The organism is Colwellia sp. KS18-150, from assembly GCF_057551365.1.
Genome location: NZ_BAAJMC010000029.1, coordinates 1 through 15,764 on the forward strand (window position 1 = coordinate 1; position 15,764 = coordinate 15,764).

Consider the following 15,764-nt stretch of genomic DNA (forward strand, 5'->3'; position numbering starts at 1 on the left):
TCATTTGCCATGTTTGGCAAAAATATACAATTATGGGACATAATAGAAAATAACTATAAACACCGCAAAATGCCCACAACCATGCTTTCCAACTTGGGATTACTTCGCCATTTTGTATTTCACGTTGAAACTCTGTTTGAATAACAAAGTCAGTCTGTGCGAACACAACCCCTAATAGGCTGAATAGTACAAAAATTGAAAACAACTGCCTTTTGGAAATAAAAGACATCATTTTATGCTTTTTTTCTGTAGTCAAATTAAACTCATTTTTCTGAAAAAAATAAAAAATTAAAATTCTCACCAAATCAATTACAGGAACAATGGAAATTACAAAATAGGAAATTATTCTATAAGTTGAGTTGAAAGGATTACAAAATAACATCCACTCTTAAAGTGCTTTGTGACGACTAAAGTTCTACATATCTATAGTTGTTTAATATTCAGTATTAAGCAAAACAACTATCGAAAAAATTCCCATTCAACACTAATATAACTCTTTCCCGACCTATTCAATATATATAAATTTGCCAAATGCCTAATATAGTTCCTGAAATAAAATTTGTATAACGGAATATCTTGTTAAAATCATACCAGGAGCATTATGAAAATTTATGGTTTTCTATCAGCCTTTAGAATGAAGATTAGAAAACTTATAGGGCTTACTAATCCAGTCAAGAGAAAAAACATACATCTTTATCAGGAACCATCAGAAGTAAAGGCATTCTCTGAAATAAAAGAGCTCTTAATAAAAGCAAGCGAAGAAACCAAAGTTAGAAAAAAAGAACAGCTAATTTTACAAGCCAACACATTATGTATGAAACTTATTATATCTTTTGAAGAAAAAGGAAGTTATATAAAAGCCAGAGATTTTCAAGAGCAATTCTCTAACTATAAAAAGTCTGTTTTAATCAAGAGCCACTCACAAAAAATCAAATCACTCCTTCCCAAAAATTAATTTAACAATATTCAATTCTCAAACTATCGAATTGAAGCAGGGGTATTGTTAAATTGAATCTTAATAGGAATTCATAATGAATTCTTATGAAGTCTGACTCCCCATCAAATGTAGCTTTACTACGCTCGCGTTACTGCTGTATAGAAACCTTGTACTCTTTCAAAATTCAAACCAAATCACATTTGTCAAATGGTACAATTAAGTCAACAGTTGTCATGCCTAATTTGGGTTCATTCAATGATAATTTTCCCTTATCGCCATAGAGAATATGCAGTCTTTTTTTCGTATTTTCTAAGCCAATACCGTGTGAGACTGCAGCCGAAGCGTTTCTATGATAAGTGTTTGATATTGTTATGAATAGGCTTTCTTTTACTAGACTAGCTTTTAAAGTAATTATTGACGTCTGATCTGAAGGCTCAATTCCATATTTGACTGCGTTTTCTAACAAAGGCTGTAATACCATTGCGGGTATCTTTGCACACTTTACTTCAGGAGAAATATTGACATCGACAACCATTTTATCCTCAAACCTAAGTTTAGCAATTTCTAAGAATGACATCATAACTACCATTTCTTCTTCAAGCTTCACCCAGGGTTGCTGAGATGTGATCAGTGAGTAACGAAGTACATCGCCTAATCGAGTAATTATAGAATCGGCTCTATCAACACTCACATACATTGTGCTCGATATTAAGTTAAGAGTATTAGACAAAAAATGAGGATTTAGCTGGTTTCTTAATACATCCATTTGAGCTACAGCGAGCGCTTCATTTAACTTTGCAGCCTTTATTGCAGCTTGCTGAACATCAAAATAATAACGTTTAGCATAAGAGGCGAAAACGATGGCTAGATAAAAAGGCATCGTTTTAGGAAGTTCGTAAATATACCTATCCCACCACTCCCACAAGTCGTGAAAAGATCCATCAACAATAAAATGCCCTGCTTGTCTAGTCGTTATCATCAATACAATAAACAATGTTGTGTAAGGCACATACAATAGAACTAACTTTACTGTAGTTCCCAAAATATGTTTTCTATCTAGAGGCCAACGTTGGCAGCAAACAATAATTATAGGGCAAAGAAATGCATAACTATATGTACTAGTAAAAGTCCAAAACCAGGGGATCCAGGTGTCTAAGGCTTCACCACGAAACTTTGCATCAGCAATTTCTGTTTGAGCAAGTACTCCCCCAATAAATGTTACAATGATGAAAGCAGTAAAAAAGTTAGTTAACGAAAGTTTACGATAATAATCACAAAAATATTTCATTTTTATTCGGCAATAGAATAGCAATAATCAAATAATACTACCTTATACAAAGTGCATATGAAACGTATCTATTTAATCTCCTTCTCGCCATGAATATCATCATTTTTTAATATGTCGAAACTTACCTCAAAGAACAGAACTTACCAAAATACTGGCAAATACTCATCAACAAATATTACTTGTACAGTAAAAAACAAATCAGTTCGCAGCTAAGCTTTTTCTTGATATAGGTTGACCATTGATGATGACAAATTCAATGTCATTATAAGCCTCTATGGTTTTTAATGGATTTTTATTAAGTAAAAGTAGATTTGCCTTTTTACCAATTTCAATACTACCAATAGAGTCATCTAAGTTAAATGCTTTAGCGTTATTGATGGTTGCTGCTTGTAATATCTTACTCAATGAAACTCCTGCCTTACTCCAAGCTTTCATATCAATATACCCACTTAAACCAGGTGCATTAGCGTAAGATTGACCAATGATAGTATCGGTGGCAAATAACAAGTTAGCATCATAATCGGCTAACACCTTTAAAATATCAACGTTGTGTTTATAGTATTTCGTAAAGTGTTCATACATAGCTTTATCATTAAGATTACGTAAATGACGAGGAAAATATTGACGGATACGTTTTTTAAACCATTGCCCTTCTTCTGACTTATACCAAGCTAGAAGCTCTTCCGGGTAGGCTTTTTCTAGTAGAGGGTTTTCAAGGTAGTTAGGATCAAATAATCCACGCTGAGAGTCAAGCACATGTAAGGTTGGTTGATAACCCATTTTTCGTTCAGCAATTTCTTTTAATGTTGCTCGAATAGGAGCAGGTACTTCTTTTTCATGACGATACTCATCCCAATGAAACATACCATGACCAATAATGTCAACATCCGCAAGTAAGGCAACTCGTTGAGCCCCCCAAGAATTTGCATGTAATATAGTTGGTATATTAAGTTTACGACCTTCTCTTGCTACATCACGAATAATCTGAGGGGTAGGAATATCAAAATCCACCATTTCACTTCCACCATAACCATTCTCATAATAAGTTTTGATGCAAATACCACCATCATCTTTTATATGCTTTACAGTTTTCTCAACGGTATGCTGGTTTAAATCAAAATCATCATTAAGGTACTGCTGTTGATAATGGTCATATAGAAAGTTTGGATTATCTTGAAGGCGGGTTTTAGGATCTTCTTCCATCATGCCGTGGCCGTTAGCGATATCTAAATGTTTGCTACAAGTAAAAACATCCGGATGTAAAGCCTGTTGAGTAAACTCTTCAATAGTTTGAGGTGAAAAGGTATTCAAATCAATCAGGCTAGTAAAACCAAAGTACAAATAACTACGTGGTTGCTGTTTAAGATAAATCGATTTCAACTCAGGATATTGCTTTTTATGACGGCCAGTCATGCTTGGTACTTTTGCCAAGTGAACATGGGAATCAATCAAACCAGGAATAAGGTAACGCCCACTTCCATCTAAACGTTTAACTTGTGTGTTTGATACTAATTTACTTGTAGATATCTCTGTAATCAACCCACTCACCACACGAACATTAGCATGTTCAAGTGGTTTTTTTCGTTCAGGAGAAATGAGTGTTATATCCTCTATTATTAATTCATTCGCATTTACACACCAACTAATAAAGGTGAATAAAAAGAGAATAAATATAAGTTGTAGGTTATGAATTTTACACATGATAATTACCTTATGGTTGAAAAATATAATGAATGAATAATTACTTATCCAAAACTTCTTGATTTAAAGTTATTGCTAGTTCCATGCTTTTACTTGACTAAAATGATTAAATATTTCTAGTGATGCAAACGAATCTAAATACTCTTTATACTCAGGAGCTTTTTGAATAATTTTAACTTGTTTCGCTGCTTCTTCAGCGAATTTAAGAGATTCCCAACGCACGAAATCCATAAAAACATTTCTATTTCGGCTACTTTGATAAAACTCATAACTGATAAAACCTTCAAATCCCATAACAAGCTTACGAAATTCCTCAATAGCTGTATTTACATAAACTCGACTCATTTCCGGCTTTATTGTGTACACAACCAACTCTACAACTTCACTCGATTTTTCTAGGTTCATAATACATCCTTAGATAATGTAGCTCCCCCTTGTTAAGGGGCTTTTAATGATTTGCCAAAATGTGGTACGAGGTGGAACCTGGAAAACAGTCCCACTTCAAAATTGATACTAAGATATTTGAGCTTAGCCTACTCTTTTTGTTTTAAACCAAACAAAAACCTTAAAACCCTAACTCTTTTAATTAACAATTCATAAAGAAGTCCACAAATGACAAATGTGCCAATTACAATCACGCAAAACTCCATTACACCTGACATTCCCCAATCGATAACGTAATAACCAAAAGCAATGATCACTGTTTGATGTAAGATAAAGAAGGGGTAAATAAGCTCATTGCAATATCTCAGTTTTTCATTGGTAAAGTTTAGATACTTTTTAGAATACCCTATGAGTAGTGCTATCCAAGACCACTTAACAATAACACTTAGAATCCCCCAAGGTAATTTCGTATCAGTAAGTTCAAAACTTTCAGGGACCAAAAAAAATAAAGCCAATAGACAACAATAACTTGCTACCGCAATACCTAGTGAAATATGTCTGTTATTTTCGAAGGCACGCCAAACTTCTGGCATTCGAGCAAATAGCAACCCCATAATGACCGCCAAGAGAAAAATATTATGAGCATACCAGTCATTAAAAAAAGCATGATTTACATCGTGATCACTGTTTGAGAAAAAGATCGATAAATAGATAATCAAAGGTACCCATATGATTCTAGACTTTTGACTAAGCCAAGCTTCAAACTTAGTAAGGCATTTTCCCCCAAGTTTACCATTAACAAAATAATAAACAGGTATCAGTACTATCGTGTAGTGAAATAAATAGAGCACATACCACATGTGATTATATGTAGGAAATGGTGCAATCATTCTTTCATCCCAAGAAAAGGAGAAATAATGACTAGTCCAGAATTGCCAATAACTCCCATAGAAAACCTCTTTTTGAATGGCTTCAAAATATGATTGCGGTGCGACAATAACTGCAATAGCAAATAAGAGAGGAATGTATAGCTTTATTATTCGTTGCCAAGTAAACGACTTAATAGACATCTTTGTAATCATAAAACTAATCGCAACGCCTGATACAATGAATAGAATGTCGAGGCGCCATTTAGACGTAAGGATCATAATCGATTTCAAAAAAACACTATTATGACCACTTTCAATATGAAACCCCCAACTAACAAACATCATGGCTGTATGATAAAAAATCAAAAATGCAAAAGCTAACACTCTTACCCAATCAAGAAAATATTGCCTTTCTTGGGTTAATGTAAACTCCTCCGATAATTGTAAAGACATAGTTTGTCCCTTATTTGAGTAGAAACTAAACTTTAATTAGACATGCTAAGAATAGAAATCCCTATGAGGTGAAAAGGGTAAAGATCGTGTTCATATGGAATCTAATAGAAATACTGAATTTTTTATATAACAATTGTTCAAATATCAGTCCTTTTCGTCTTTACATTTGCCTCTTTCAACCCTAATGATTTTGCTTGCTAAATCTTCTTAAGCAATATGATTTTTTGTTTTCCTCAAAAGTAAACATAGTTTGATGACAGATAAAAAGGTCAATACAAACAAATACAAAAAGCTTGTAATGGTTTGGTGTGAGAGAAGTTAGCATAGGTTTAATCATATTAGAGCGTTAGCTGGCAAGAAGCTACATACACAGCTGTTATTTGAAAGCATAACCTAAAGAGAAAGGAACTATCTATGAGTACAATTAATGTTACTGGTAATGCTCAAACTCATGCTCATTCGAATGGAAAAGAATTAGCTGTTAGTAGTGAAAGAGATATCTTGACCGCAGCAGTCGATAATACACCTAAAGATAAAATAGCCGACTGGCCAGAAGATAAATTGTCGATATCTGAAGAAGGAAAAGAGCAGCTTGAGTTAGAAAGGGAAGAAAAATTAGATGTCACTGATGACTCTAAAATAAAGACAATTGAAGAGCAAGCGCTGGAAACTAAGCAAAAAATGATCGAAGACGTCAAAGAGCAAATTAAAAAGCTCACTGAAGAATTACAAACATTAGAAGCTCAAAATGACAAAAACTCGGAAGAAAAAATCAAGTTGCTCCAAAGCCAGATAAACAGCTTGAACGGACATCTTTTGACCATGATGACAAGCTAGTTAGTCATTTTCTATACAAAATAAAAGACAATCTATTTTCTTCACATAGTTACTAAGTGCTTAATGAATAAAGTGGCGCTAATACTCACACAATTAATTTTAGGTAATACTCTATGCTATATAGTTCCATCAAAAAACTCTTTCTTGTCACTGTATTGGCGACAAACTTCTCTTCCTTAGCCTATGATTCAAGTCCTGCCAACAGCCAAAAAACTTATGATATATTAGAAAAAATGTCAAATGTCTATGGTGGTAAGCAAGCTATAAAAGAAGTTGATAAGATATTAATTGATTCCGACTACAGTATTAATTATCGTACCCAAGGTTATGGATATGAAGGAACTGATTATCATAGCAACCGTCCTGGTAATTCTTATACATTAATTTCATATGCGGACAAACTTGTATGGACTAAAACACGAAAAACTTATATGGGTAGCTTAACAGGCTACACTTCACTATTTACTAATGGAAAAACCACAAACTATAACGACATCACGCGAGAATATTCGGTAAGTGCGAAAAACAATTTTAATAAAAAAATTGAAAGTTATATTCTCAGAAACCCATTACTCATTATAAAAGACATTTTATCGAGAACAAATGAGCTTAGTTATTCTGGTAGCGAACGAAATTATGAAAAGTTAGCTATTAATATGCCTTCTGGTGGGCTACTTACATTATTTGCAAATAAAAGTAACTACCAAATTGACAAAGCAGAACTTCTTCTTGGGGGCCGTAAAATAGAATATATCTATAGCGACTTCGGAACTACGGGCCAATTTAAACTGCCATTTTCTATTAAAATAAACCAAGCAGATAATTATTACTCTGCCTATACGTTACGCCATGTTTCAAGTTATAACTTTGAACCAAACATTAAGCAAACAGCAGTAACGCCAAAGGGCTATTCGCCAGAAGAAAAACATGACACTTATGATGGTAAGCTTAGAGCTCAATCGATAGGCAAAGGTATTCATTGGTTCAATCAACGCGGAGCCAATAGCCTTTTCATTGAGTTTTCAGACTATGTAATGGCAATAGATGCTAATAATGGTTCAAAAGGTAGCTTCGAACAAAGACTCAGTAAATTTAGAGAAATTGTTCCAAGTAAACCTATTAAATTTGTATCTATCAGCCATCAACACCACGATCACTTCGATAGAGTACCATTTTACGTAAAAAATGGCGCCAAAGTAATTACAGCTGAAGAGTTTATTCCGCTACTAACAAAACGAATTGAGCAAGTAAATACAGCTAACGCCCCTACTCCAGAATTTGAAATTGTAACACAAAAGCGTACTTTTCAAGACGACACCCAGCATGTGGAAGTATATGAACTCAAAAATTTGCTGCATGCGGAAACCATGTTGATGACATACTTCCCTAACGAACAATTAATTTATTTACCAGATCACTACGAAGAAATGTATTTGATAGAAAACCGTCAAGCCATTAAAACCTTAATGACAGAAATAAAGCGCTTAGGCCTTCGAGTTAAAGGCTTTATTCAAGGCCACGGCAACGATGTGTATAGCGCGGAACAAATTGAAGCAGCCCTACAATTTCCTATTGAAGTAAAAGAGCTCCGACGAACACCTCACCATTCGGTAACCCGTGCAGAAAAATAACAATCTCCCACTTTAAGTTTTGCTAAAGCCTTTACCTTTTGTAAAGGTTTTAGTTTAAAAGCCAAATAATGTTTGCTGTAGATACTGCTCATCAATGATAGGACTTAGATTCAATATGAAACTCTTTAACATTTCAACCACCGTACTTGCACTGTTGTACACCATTATCTCTTGGTCTATTAATGCAAAAGAAATTACTGTAAATAGTGAGAACTTTACCTTAGAAGGAAAAGTTGCAAAATTTACAACCTATAAAGGTAAAGATGCCATCCATTTAAGAAACAGTACAGCAAGCGTAAATAGCCTCCCCTTTACGAATGGCATCATTGAATATGACGTTGCTTTTCAAAAAAATAGAAATTTTGTTGGATTGAGATTCCGACAACAAAGTAAAGGTAACTCAGAAGAGTTCTATCTTAGGCCTCATCAATCAGGTAACCCTGACTCTTACCAATATACCCCAGTCTATAATGGTTTAAGCGCATGGCAGCTATATCATAGCGGTTTTTCGGGTAATGTGAGCTATAAATTCAATGAGTGGAATCATATTAAGATAATTGTTTCAGGAAAGTATGGCGAAGTGTATATCAATGATATGCAAACACCTACACTTAGTATTACTGAGTTTTTGCGCACGGCAGAAAGCGGTGATATAAGTTTTTACTCTGGTAAAGCCGATACTTATATTGCAAATATAAAAATTACTTCTAGCAAGAATAAAAACGTATTTAGTACCAATAAAGATGATCCAAGCAAAAGCAATAAGCCAGATAATTATGTATCTGAGTGGCAAATATCTCAACACTTTCCAGAATCGCACCTAGACAACAAAACTAAACTAAATCGAAAGCATTTAGCTAGTATAAAATGGTCTACTTTAACTGCAGATAGTTATGGAGTGGTTAACATGGCAAAAGTACAAGGTATAGACAAGAAAAATAATACCGCTTTCGCAAAATTCGATACTTATTCGAACACTTCAAAAACTAAAGCTCTACATATAGGGTATAGTGATAAAGTAAGTGTTTATGTAAATAATGTGCTTGTTTATTCAGGAAGTAATAAATTCCGTTCCCGAGATTATAGGTACCTAGGTACTATAGGATTATTTGATACAATCTATATCCCTTTGAATAAAGGTAAGAATGAAATTACTTTCGCAGTGTCTGAATCTTTTGGAGGATGGGGTGTAAAAGCAAAACTCTCAGATTGCATCCTTGCTGAGTCATGTAATGGTATGTAATTACCTAGCCATTTTACACCTGAAAAATTAGGTTTCATAAAAGTGTAACAGTCAATTTTCGAGAAATTGAACGGACCAAATACGTCTGTAATGCATTTCTTTTTATTTACTTGGGGTTAACCTTGAAATCAATTAGTCGTCGTACATTTATAAAGGCCTCTTCATTATTAGGCGGTGGCCTCTTATTAGAACTGACAGTACCAAACTCAAATGCTTGTACAGTAAAAACATTGAACCAACATTCATTATTACCTTTGATTAAGGTAACTCCTCAGGGAGAGGTTATTATTCCATTAATCATGAGTGAAATGGGTCAAGGTGTATACACTAGCTTACCGCAAATTATAGCTGAAGAATTGGATGCTAGCTGGTCTTCTATTAAAGTGGTAAATGCAGATGCTGATGAAAAAAAATATGGCTATCAAGGTACATTAGCAAGTTTATCTATTTTATTGGCATGGCAAAGCCATCGAGAAGCTGGAGCAAAAGCAAGACACATGCTAATAGCAGCTGCGGCGAATATTTGGCAAGTAGATGAATCTCTTTGTAAGACGTCTCAGGGGGTTGTGTACTTACAAGGTTCAAGTAAAAAACTACCTTATGGGCAATTAGCTTCTTTAGCAGCAAAAATGCAGATACCTGAAAAAGTGTCCTATAAATCCCCAGAGCAATACAAAATCATCGGAAAGTCGCCTCAATCTTTGGATGTTGTAGATAAAATCACCGGCAAAACTCAATTTGGAATTGATGTAAAAGTACCTGGGTTGCTTACAGCTGTAATATTAAAGAAACCAGTTTTTGAAGCCAAGCTAGAAAGCTATAGTCGCTCCGCCGCTATGGCGATTAAAGGCGTCACGGCAATAGTTGAAATCAGCAGTGGTTTAGCGGTCGTCGCAAGCAACTATTGGACAGCGACAAAAGCGCTACGCTTGTTAGACCCGAAGTGGAGTTTAGGCAAATACAAGTCTTTTTCAAGCCAGCACCTCTCCGAGCAATTACGGAACAATTTGAACTCGGCTGATATTTCACTTAAAACAACTGGCAATGCAACAAAGCAGCTTTCTAGCAGGCAAGATTTGACCACTATTTTTGAATTTCCCTTACTTGTTCATGCCCCTATGGAGCCGGTTAATTTCACTGCACATGTACAACCTGGGAAATGCGAACTTTGGGGGCCTGCACAGCATAGAGGAAAGGTAAAAGAAACTGCTGCAAAGTTGTTAGCAATAAGTCCTGACAACGTAAAAGTTAATACAACTTTTATTGGTGGTGGTTTTGGGCGTAAGGTGTATCAAGACTTTGTCATCGATGCTATTGAAGTATCAAAGCAATTGAAACAGCCAATTAAAGTCGTATGGTCTAGAGAAAACGATACTCAGCATGGTGTTTTCAGGCCTATGTCTGTGCATAAGTTGACGGCAAATTTTGGTAAAAATGAACAGATTAAAGCATGGCAACATACCGTTGCTGCACATGGTTTTAAAGAGCAAGCTTGGCTAACAACTGCAGGAGCAGATCATTTACCGTATAGTATTGAGCATTTCCAAGCCAATGCTCATATCATTGAAACACCGATCCCTGTTGGTACACTCAGAGGTATTGCACATAGTAGTACTAACTTTGCTAACGAGGTCTTTTTGAGTCAATTGGCGATGAAAGCTAAATTAGATCCTTTGGCATTACGTTTGTCTATGTTGGCGGGAAAACCTCGAGCGGTGGAGGCACTTAAGCGTGTTGCTTCTATTGCTCAATGGGGAGTACCAAAAACCAACGTTTATCAGGGTATAGCACTGTTTGATAAGACAAAAGAAGGCAGTACCTTTTACATTGCTCAGGTGGTAGAACTATTTAAACGTGACGATGGAAAAATTAAGATAACGCATGTTTACTGTGCCGCCGATTTCGGTCAACCAATTAACCCCGACGGTATCAAAGCTCAGGTGGAAGGAGGTATCGCTTTTGCTTTGTCTATGGCTTTGCATGGCCAAATAGACATTGAAAACGGCCAAGTTAAACAAAGTAACTTTCACGATTACCCAGTATTAAGAATGCCCTCTATGCCACCAATAATAACTGAAATAATTAAAAACAATGAATCTCCTATTGGATGTGGTGAAAATATAAACCCGGCAACTTTACCTGCTCTAGCTAATGCTGTTGCAAAAGCAACAGGAAAAAACGTCAACAAACTACCATTAGATGCCAACATGTTCGTTAGTTAAACTCACCGTTATACAGTAGCCGTAGCCAATATGGCAGTGCTGATTACTTAGCGTTTATGAAAGAGCACAACCTTGTACCATCAATGAGTCGAGCTGGAAACTGTCATGATAATGCGGTTGCTGAAAGTTTTTTTGCTACAACTAAAAAGCGAATCATAAAACGTAAGATATACTCGACACATAATGATGCGAAAGCAGAGATATTTAATTTTATAGAGATGTTTTACAATCCTAAAAAACGTCACTCACATACAGGCGGTATTTCACCTGCTAAGTTTGAGGAAGCATATTTTCTGAATTACAAATTGTCTAGTGAAATCAGGGAAGTTCAAACTTCTGTTTTTTCGTTTTGTCATTTAACACCTCAACAATTGGTTTATATTCCATTATTTAAGTGTCCTGTTTTATTATTGCAGATCAATGACCTCTTCGACTCATACTAGGAACTAGATTACTTGCCGTTAAAAACTCACGGTAATCACAGCTCGCATTTTAAAAAGTCATATTTAGAATTACAAAAATAATCATCCCTAAACCAACGACAGTTAAAGTGCTATTCATTTTTAAACTCAACATAATAGTTACAACACCTGCAATTAAAAAAGGGCTAGAAATTAATCCATTACTGGTGCCCTGATGCCCTAGAAAAACAATTGGCACCCACATAGCTGTTAATACTGACGGAGCTGTATAGCTTAGTAACCTCTTTGCTTTAGTACCAAGTTCGAAAGGTATTGTTTTTGAGAAAAACAAATATCTACATGAAAAAGTAATACATGTCATTCCAATTAAAGCTAACCAAAAATCATCCATTAAACTCTTCCTTATCTTTAGTTAAAAACCCACAAAACATACCAATAAAAGTTGATGTGATTAAAGCATAATCTTGAGCAAGAACGGTAAGTATAATAGCACTCAGTCCACTACTTACTACAGCTATGAATGTAGATCTGTTTTTTATTGATGGCACAACTATCGCAATAAATGTTGCGGCAATTGCAAACTCAAGCCCTAGGTGCTCAACGTTAGGAATATATTGACCTGCAACAATCCCTGCAAAGGTTGATATGTTCCAAATCAAATAAAACACGATGCCAGATGTTAGAGCATAAAGTGGGTTAAATATTTTATGCTTTTCAATATAAGCACAAGTAACAGCAAACATTTCATCAGTGAGAAGAAATGCAATACTGCAACGAAGAATTAAAGGACCTTTTCTAACATGGTCTCTAAACACTGCTGAATAAAGCATATGTCGAGAGCTTATAACAAACGTAGATAAAAATATTGAGGATAATACTCCTGATGCACCTATAAGAGTCAAAGCAGTTAGTTGAGCTGCACCTGCAAAAACTAATAAAGAGATTAGTTGAGCCTGTAATGGCGTTAGTCCTACATTTATTGCAAGAGAGCCACATAGAACTCCCCATGGGATAGTGGCTAGTGAAAGAGGTAATATATCAACTATAGCCTGGTTAATAACTCTAAAATCACTAGTTGCCACACCTTTAACAATTAAGCTCTTACTCCGCATAACTAAACTCCTCGATTGTTTGAAAGAGTTTAGATAGCATTCATTATTTATTCTTGTACAAAATTGCTTGTTTTTGAAATTTGCTTGGAGTGGTGCCTAATGCTCTTTTGAAGTGTCTATTGAAATGACTTTGGTCATGAAAACCACAATCGGCAGCTACTACGGCCGCTTTAATTCCTAACTTAAGTAAAGACTTAGCTTTTTTTAACCTAGCTTGTATTTGATAGCTATGGGGAGCTAATTCGAACATAATTTTGAATTGTCGAATAAAGTGATACTGGCTTGTACCTGCAATTAAAGCTAGTTGATTTAGTGATATATCTTCTTCAGGGTAAGCATCCAGAAACTCTTTCACTAAGACAAGTTTACTTTTACTTCCTGAAATATCTTTAGGTAGGTTACGTTGAGTTGAGTGCTTTAGGGTTAACCTAAGCACGAGGCTATACATAATTGTTTCAGTTAATAATTTTGAAGCATTACTATCCACTTGCCGAAATAATAACCTTAACTGTTGTACTAACATTGGATCCTTTATAACTGAGGAACTAAAGTAAGGAGCGAAACTCTTCCCATCATAAAGGTCATTGCTAATATTTTCGAAATGCTCTGGCTTGGGATACATAGCACGATATTTCCAACCATTGGATGAAGCAGATTCACCAGTATGTACGTCATCAGCATTAACTAAAATAATAGAGTCTGTTTCTGCGATATGAACATCACCACTGCGATAAAAGCGTTGAGCACCTTGTTCAATAACGCCAATAGTGTACGCTTCATGAACATGCTTAGAGAAAGCTTGAGTCTTGTATGCAGCATTAACTATTTCGATGCCGTCAAACGCATTAGCAATATTGAAGTCAGCTTTTTCTTCTATGTTAGTATGCATATATAGTTATTAAATTACCGTTGTAAAAATAGTATAATTTTGCTCACAGAGTTTTTATAAGCTTACTTAATGCTAATATAACTCTAAACTGACATTAAGCTTTACACATAATTACGTCAACTCTAAGTCGAATCGACTGCCGTTGATTTAAAGTCCTTATGACTGCTTTGGTGGCTTAGTTCTCTGTCATGATCAAGGTAGATTGAACACTCTAAACAGCTTAAATATCTATTGATGCTAACGTCCGCTTCCGCTCTACGCCCTGAGACCTTTAACAAGCTTTTTCTTTAAAAAGTAACGGGAAATTCCTGTCGCTCAATGCTTTTAAATTGTCCCGAATAAAGTCTAAAAGTCGGTTACAAATACATGAAAAATTTAACTCATAGACCGCTTGCAGTTATAAGTAGGTAACATAATTATTACCTACTTATATTTTAGTACTACATTTGTAAGGCTGAATTAAAGCCCTTTAACGCTGGAGAAGCTAAGCCTTCGTTGATTTCCCAAATATTGGTGAAATCCCAACCTAGGCCTAAGTAAAAATCACGGCTTCTATTGTCTTTGCTATCAGTATCGCACACGCTATTAATAATCGTTGCACTGTCGACACCTACTAAGCATGCATTAGTATCGCTTATTGTCCCTTGTGCTCTAGCATAACTGTTTTCAATATTCATCGCATAATTAGTATCGAAGTAGTTTGCTACGCCAATTAATGCACCAATAGGATAATTTTTTTGCGCGTAGCTTATAGCAACTTCACTATAGCTGTTAGTTATATTTGTGTCGTTATTTTTTACTCTTGAGAAGCCGATTAAGCCACCAACGCCATAGTTTGAATTCTCCGCTATGATAGTACCCGTTGCGGCAACTTGGGCGAGGTTAACATCAGAATAGGTTTTACCGAGTAAGCCACCGGTATTACTTACGGAAACTTCTGGCAATTGTGCATCAATTATAGCAATACTGTCAGTAATACTAACACCCTGGTCATTGCCATAGCTACCAAATAGCCCTCCTAGTGCGTATATGCCTTTTCCTTCATAGGCAACAGGGCAGGCATCAACTACCTTAACCTTGGCTGAAGAGTAACTTACATCGGCAGTACTTCTGCCTCCTAGTCCACCCGCATATTGCCACCAACACACATCGTAATACCATCTTTTTCCTAATGATATGGTCACATCGGCATGGACATTATTAATAGCTCCGCCAATTGTAATACCAGCAAGCCCACCAAAGGCAGCCTCGGCAGTTACATTACCAGTAACCTTAATATCATTGAAGATAGTGTTGGTTGCGCTGCCTACGACTATACCACTGCCATATGTTGAATTTCTTGATTGATTGACAATATTTGCATCTTCAATAATCAAGCGCTCTATTGTTGCATCATAGGTATGACCAAAAAGCCCAAATCCCGCGATCGTGCGGTCAGCCTCTAAGCTGTCATCGGTATAGTTTACCGTCAATTTTTTTATTTTGTGGTAATTACCATCAAGAGTACCATGAAATCGAGAAGCAATATCGCCGTATTCTCCTGCGATGGGTGTAAAGCCTTTGCCTTCATTCCAGTTAACGGTATCACTACAGTCAATATCATTTGTTAAAACATAATGAGCATTGACATCATTTTGAATATCTTGCAATTCATTACAGGTTGCAATTTCAAATGGACTTTCAGCAGAGCCGTCTCCTCCTGAAAAAGCCATAGCGGGCAGGTGTGCTGTTAGCACTGTTAAAGCAATAATATTCTTTACATTTTTCATACTTCAT

Annotated in this window: 14 protein-coding genes and 1 pseudogene; 6 read left to right on the plus strand and 9 right to left on the minus strand. The window is 35.6% G+C overall.

Annotated features, from left to right (window positions below):
- Nucleotides 1-256 (minus strand): hypothetical protein (locus AC27IF_RS18970; protein WP_487055923.1); only part of this gene is annotated, 256 nt, incomplete at its 3' end.
- Nucleotides 257-601: 345 nt separating this feature from the next.
- Between AC27IF_RS18970 and AC27IF_RS18975 the strand changes: the two genes are divergently transcribed.
- The gene (locus tag AC27IF_RS18975; protein WP_487055924.1) at nt 602-955 is read left to right on the plus strand and encodes a hypothetical protein; all 354 of its coding nucleotides are present in this window, start codon (nt 602-604) and stop codon (nt 953-955) included.
- A gap of 166 nt (nt 956-1,121) precedes the next feature.
- On the opposite strand, the gene AC27IF_RS18980 is transcribed toward AC27IF_RS18975, so the two are convergent.
- The 4 genes from AC27IF_RS18980 to AC27IF_RS18995 form a co-directional block, all read right to left on the minus strand.
- The gene (locus AC27IF_RS18980) at nt 1,122-2,225 is read right to left on the minus strand and encodes a sensor histidine kinase (protein ID WP_487055925.1); all 1,104 of its coding nucleotides are present in this window, start codon (nt 2,223-2,225) and stop codon (nt 1,122-1,124) included.
- A gap of 198 nt (nt 2,226-2,423) precedes the next feature.
- The gene (locus AC27IF_RS18985; protein ID WP_487055926.1) at nt 2,424-3,926 is read right to left on the minus strand and encodes an amidohydrolase family protein; all 1,503 of its coding nucleotides are present in this window, start codon (nt 3,924-3,926) and stop codon (nt 2,424-2,426) included.
- Between the two features lie 75 nt (nt 3,927-4,001).
- Nucleotides 4,002-4,331, minus strand: a complete 330-nt coding sequence (locus tag AC27IF_RS18990; RefSeq protein WP_487055927.1) for an antibiotic biosynthesis monooxygenase family protein — start codon at nt 4,329-4,331, stop codon at nt 4,002-4,004.
- Between the two features lie 128 nt (nt 4,332-4,459).
- Entirely contained in the window at nt 4,460-5,632 is a 1,173-nt protein-coding gene (locus AC27IF_RS18995) for an acyltransferase family protein (protein ID WP_487055928.1), read from the minus strand.
- A 414-nt stretch (nt 5,633-6,046) separates the two neighbouring features.
- On the opposite strand from AC27IF_RS18995, the gene AC27IF_RS19000 reads away from it, so the two are divergent.
- From AC27IF_RS19000 to AC27IF_RS19020, 5 genes and pseudogenes are all read left to right on the plus strand, one after another.
- Nucleotides 6,047-6,469: a hypothetical protein gene (locus AC27IF_RS19000; protein WP_487055929.1), complete on the plus strand. Its 423-nt coding sequence runs from the start codon at nt 6,047-6,049 to the stop codon at nt 6,467-6,469.
- A gap of 113 nt (nt 6,470-6,582) precedes the next feature.
- On the plus strand, nt 6,583-8,100 hold the full coding sequence (locus AC27IF_RS19005; RefSeq protein ID WP_487055930.1) for an MBL fold metallo-hydrolase: 1,518 nt from the start codon (nt 6,583-6,585) through the stop codon (nt 8,098-8,100).
- A 115-nt stretch (nt 8,101-8,215) separates the two neighbouring features.
- Nucleotides 8,216-9,343 carry a 3-keto-alpha-glucoside-1,2-lyase-like domain-containing protein gene (locus tag AC27IF_RS19010; RefSeq protein WP_487055931.1) on the plus strand — a complete coding sequence of 376 codons (1,128 nt, stop codon included), beginning with the start codon at nt 8,216-8,218 and terminating at the stop codon, nt 9,341-9,343.
- 122 nt (nt 9,344-9,465) lie between these two features.
- The gene (locus AC27IF_RS19015; protein ID WP_487055932.1) at nt 9,466-11,565 is read left to right on the plus strand and encodes a xanthine dehydrogenase family protein molybdopterin-binding subunit; all 2,100 of its coding nucleotides are present in this window, start codon (nt 9,466-9,468) and stop codon (nt 11,563-11,565) included.
- 23 nt (nt 11,566-11,588) lie between these two features.
- Nucleotides 11,589-11,852: pseudogene (locus AC27IF_RS19020) on the plus strand (integrase core domain-containing protein); the annotation flags it as partial.
- A 205-nt stretch (nt 11,853-12,057) separates the two neighbouring features.
- On the opposite strand, the gene AC27IF_RS19025 reads toward AC27IF_RS19020, so the two are convergent.
- The 4 genes from AC27IF_RS19025 to AC27IF_RS19040 form a co-directional block, all read right to left on the minus strand.
- Nucleotides 12,058-12,378: an AzlD domain-containing protein gene (locus AC27IF_RS19025; RefSeq protein ID WP_487055933.1), complete on the minus strand. Its 321-nt coding sequence runs from the start codon at nt 12,376-12,378 to the stop codon at nt 12,058-12,060.
- Nucleotides 12,371-13,099 (minus strand): AzlC family ABC transporter permease, encoded by a 729-nt coding sequence (locus AC27IF_RS19030; RefSeq protein WP_487055934.1) that lies wholly within the window; start codon nt 13,097-13,099, stop codon nt 12,371-12,373. The genes AC27IF_RS19025 and AC27IF_RS19030 overlap by 8 nt, the downstream gene beginning before the upstream one ends.
- A gap of 43 nt (nt 13,100-13,142) precedes the next feature.
- Complete coding sequence (locus tag AC27IF_RS19035; RefSeq protein ID WP_487055935.1) at nt 13,143-13,988, minus strand: AraC family ligand binding domain-containing protein; 846 nt, start codon at nt 13,986-13,988, stop codon at nt 13,143-13,145.
- 440 nt (nt 13,989-14,428) lie between these two features.
- The gene (locus tag AC27IF_RS19040; RefSeq protein WP_487055936.1) at nt 14,429-15,757 is read right to left on the minus strand and encodes a hypothetical protein; all 1,329 of its coding nucleotides are present in this window, start codon (nt 15,755-15,757) and stop codon (nt 14,429-14,431) included.
- Nucleotides 15,758-15,764 lie beyond the last annotated feature (7 nt).

Bases quoted from the DNA above. Each gene is read 5' to 3' on its own strand.
- AC27IF_RS18975 (WP_487055924.1), top strand. From the start codon at position 602: ATGAAAATTTATGGTTTTCTATCAGCCTTTAGAATGAAGATTAGAAAA.
- AC27IF_RS18980 (WP_487055925.1), bottom strand. From the start codon at position 2,225: ATGAAATATTTTTGTGATTATTATCGTAAACTTTCGTTAACTAACTTT.
- AC27IF_RS18985 (WP_487055926.1), bottom strand. From the start codon at position 3,926: ATGTGTAAAATTCATAACCTACAACTTATATTTATTCTCTTTTTATTC.
- AC27IF_RS18990 (WP_487055927.1), bottom strand. From the start codon at position 4,331: ATGAACCTAGAAAAATCGAGTGAAGTTGTAGAGTTGGTTGTGTACACA.
- AC27IF_RS18995 (WP_487055928.1), bottom strand. From the start codon at position 5,632: ATGTCTTTACAATTATCGGAGGAGTTTACATTAACCCAAGAAAGGCAA.
- AC27IF_RS19000 (WP_487055929.1), top strand. From the start codon at position 6,047: ATGAGTACAATTAATGTTACTGGTAATGCTCAAACTCATGCTCATTCG.
- AC27IF_RS19005 (WP_487055930.1), top strand. From the start codon at position 6,583: ATGCTATATAGTTCCATCAAAAAACTCTTTCTTGTCACTGTATTGGCG.
- AC27IF_RS19010 (WP_487055931.1), top strand. From the start codon at position 8,216: ATGAAACTCTTTAACATTTCAACCACCGTACTTGCACTGTTGTACACC.
- AC27IF_RS19025 (WP_487055933.1), bottom strand. From the start codon at position 12,378: ATGGATGATTTTTGGTTAGCTTTAATTGGAATGACATGTATTACTTTT.
- AC27IF_RS19030 (WP_487055934.1), bottom strand. From the start codon at position 13,099: ATGCGGAGTAAGAGCTTAATTGTTAAAGGTGTGGCAACTAGTGATTTT.
- AC27IF_RS19035 (WP_487055935.1), bottom strand. From the start codon at position 13,988: ATGCATACTAACATAGAAGAAAAAGCTGACTTCAATATTGCTAATGCG.
- AC27IF_RS19040 (WP_487055936.1), bottom strand. From the start codon at position 15,757: ATGAAAAATGTAAAGAATATTATTGCTTTAACAGTGCTAACAGCACAC.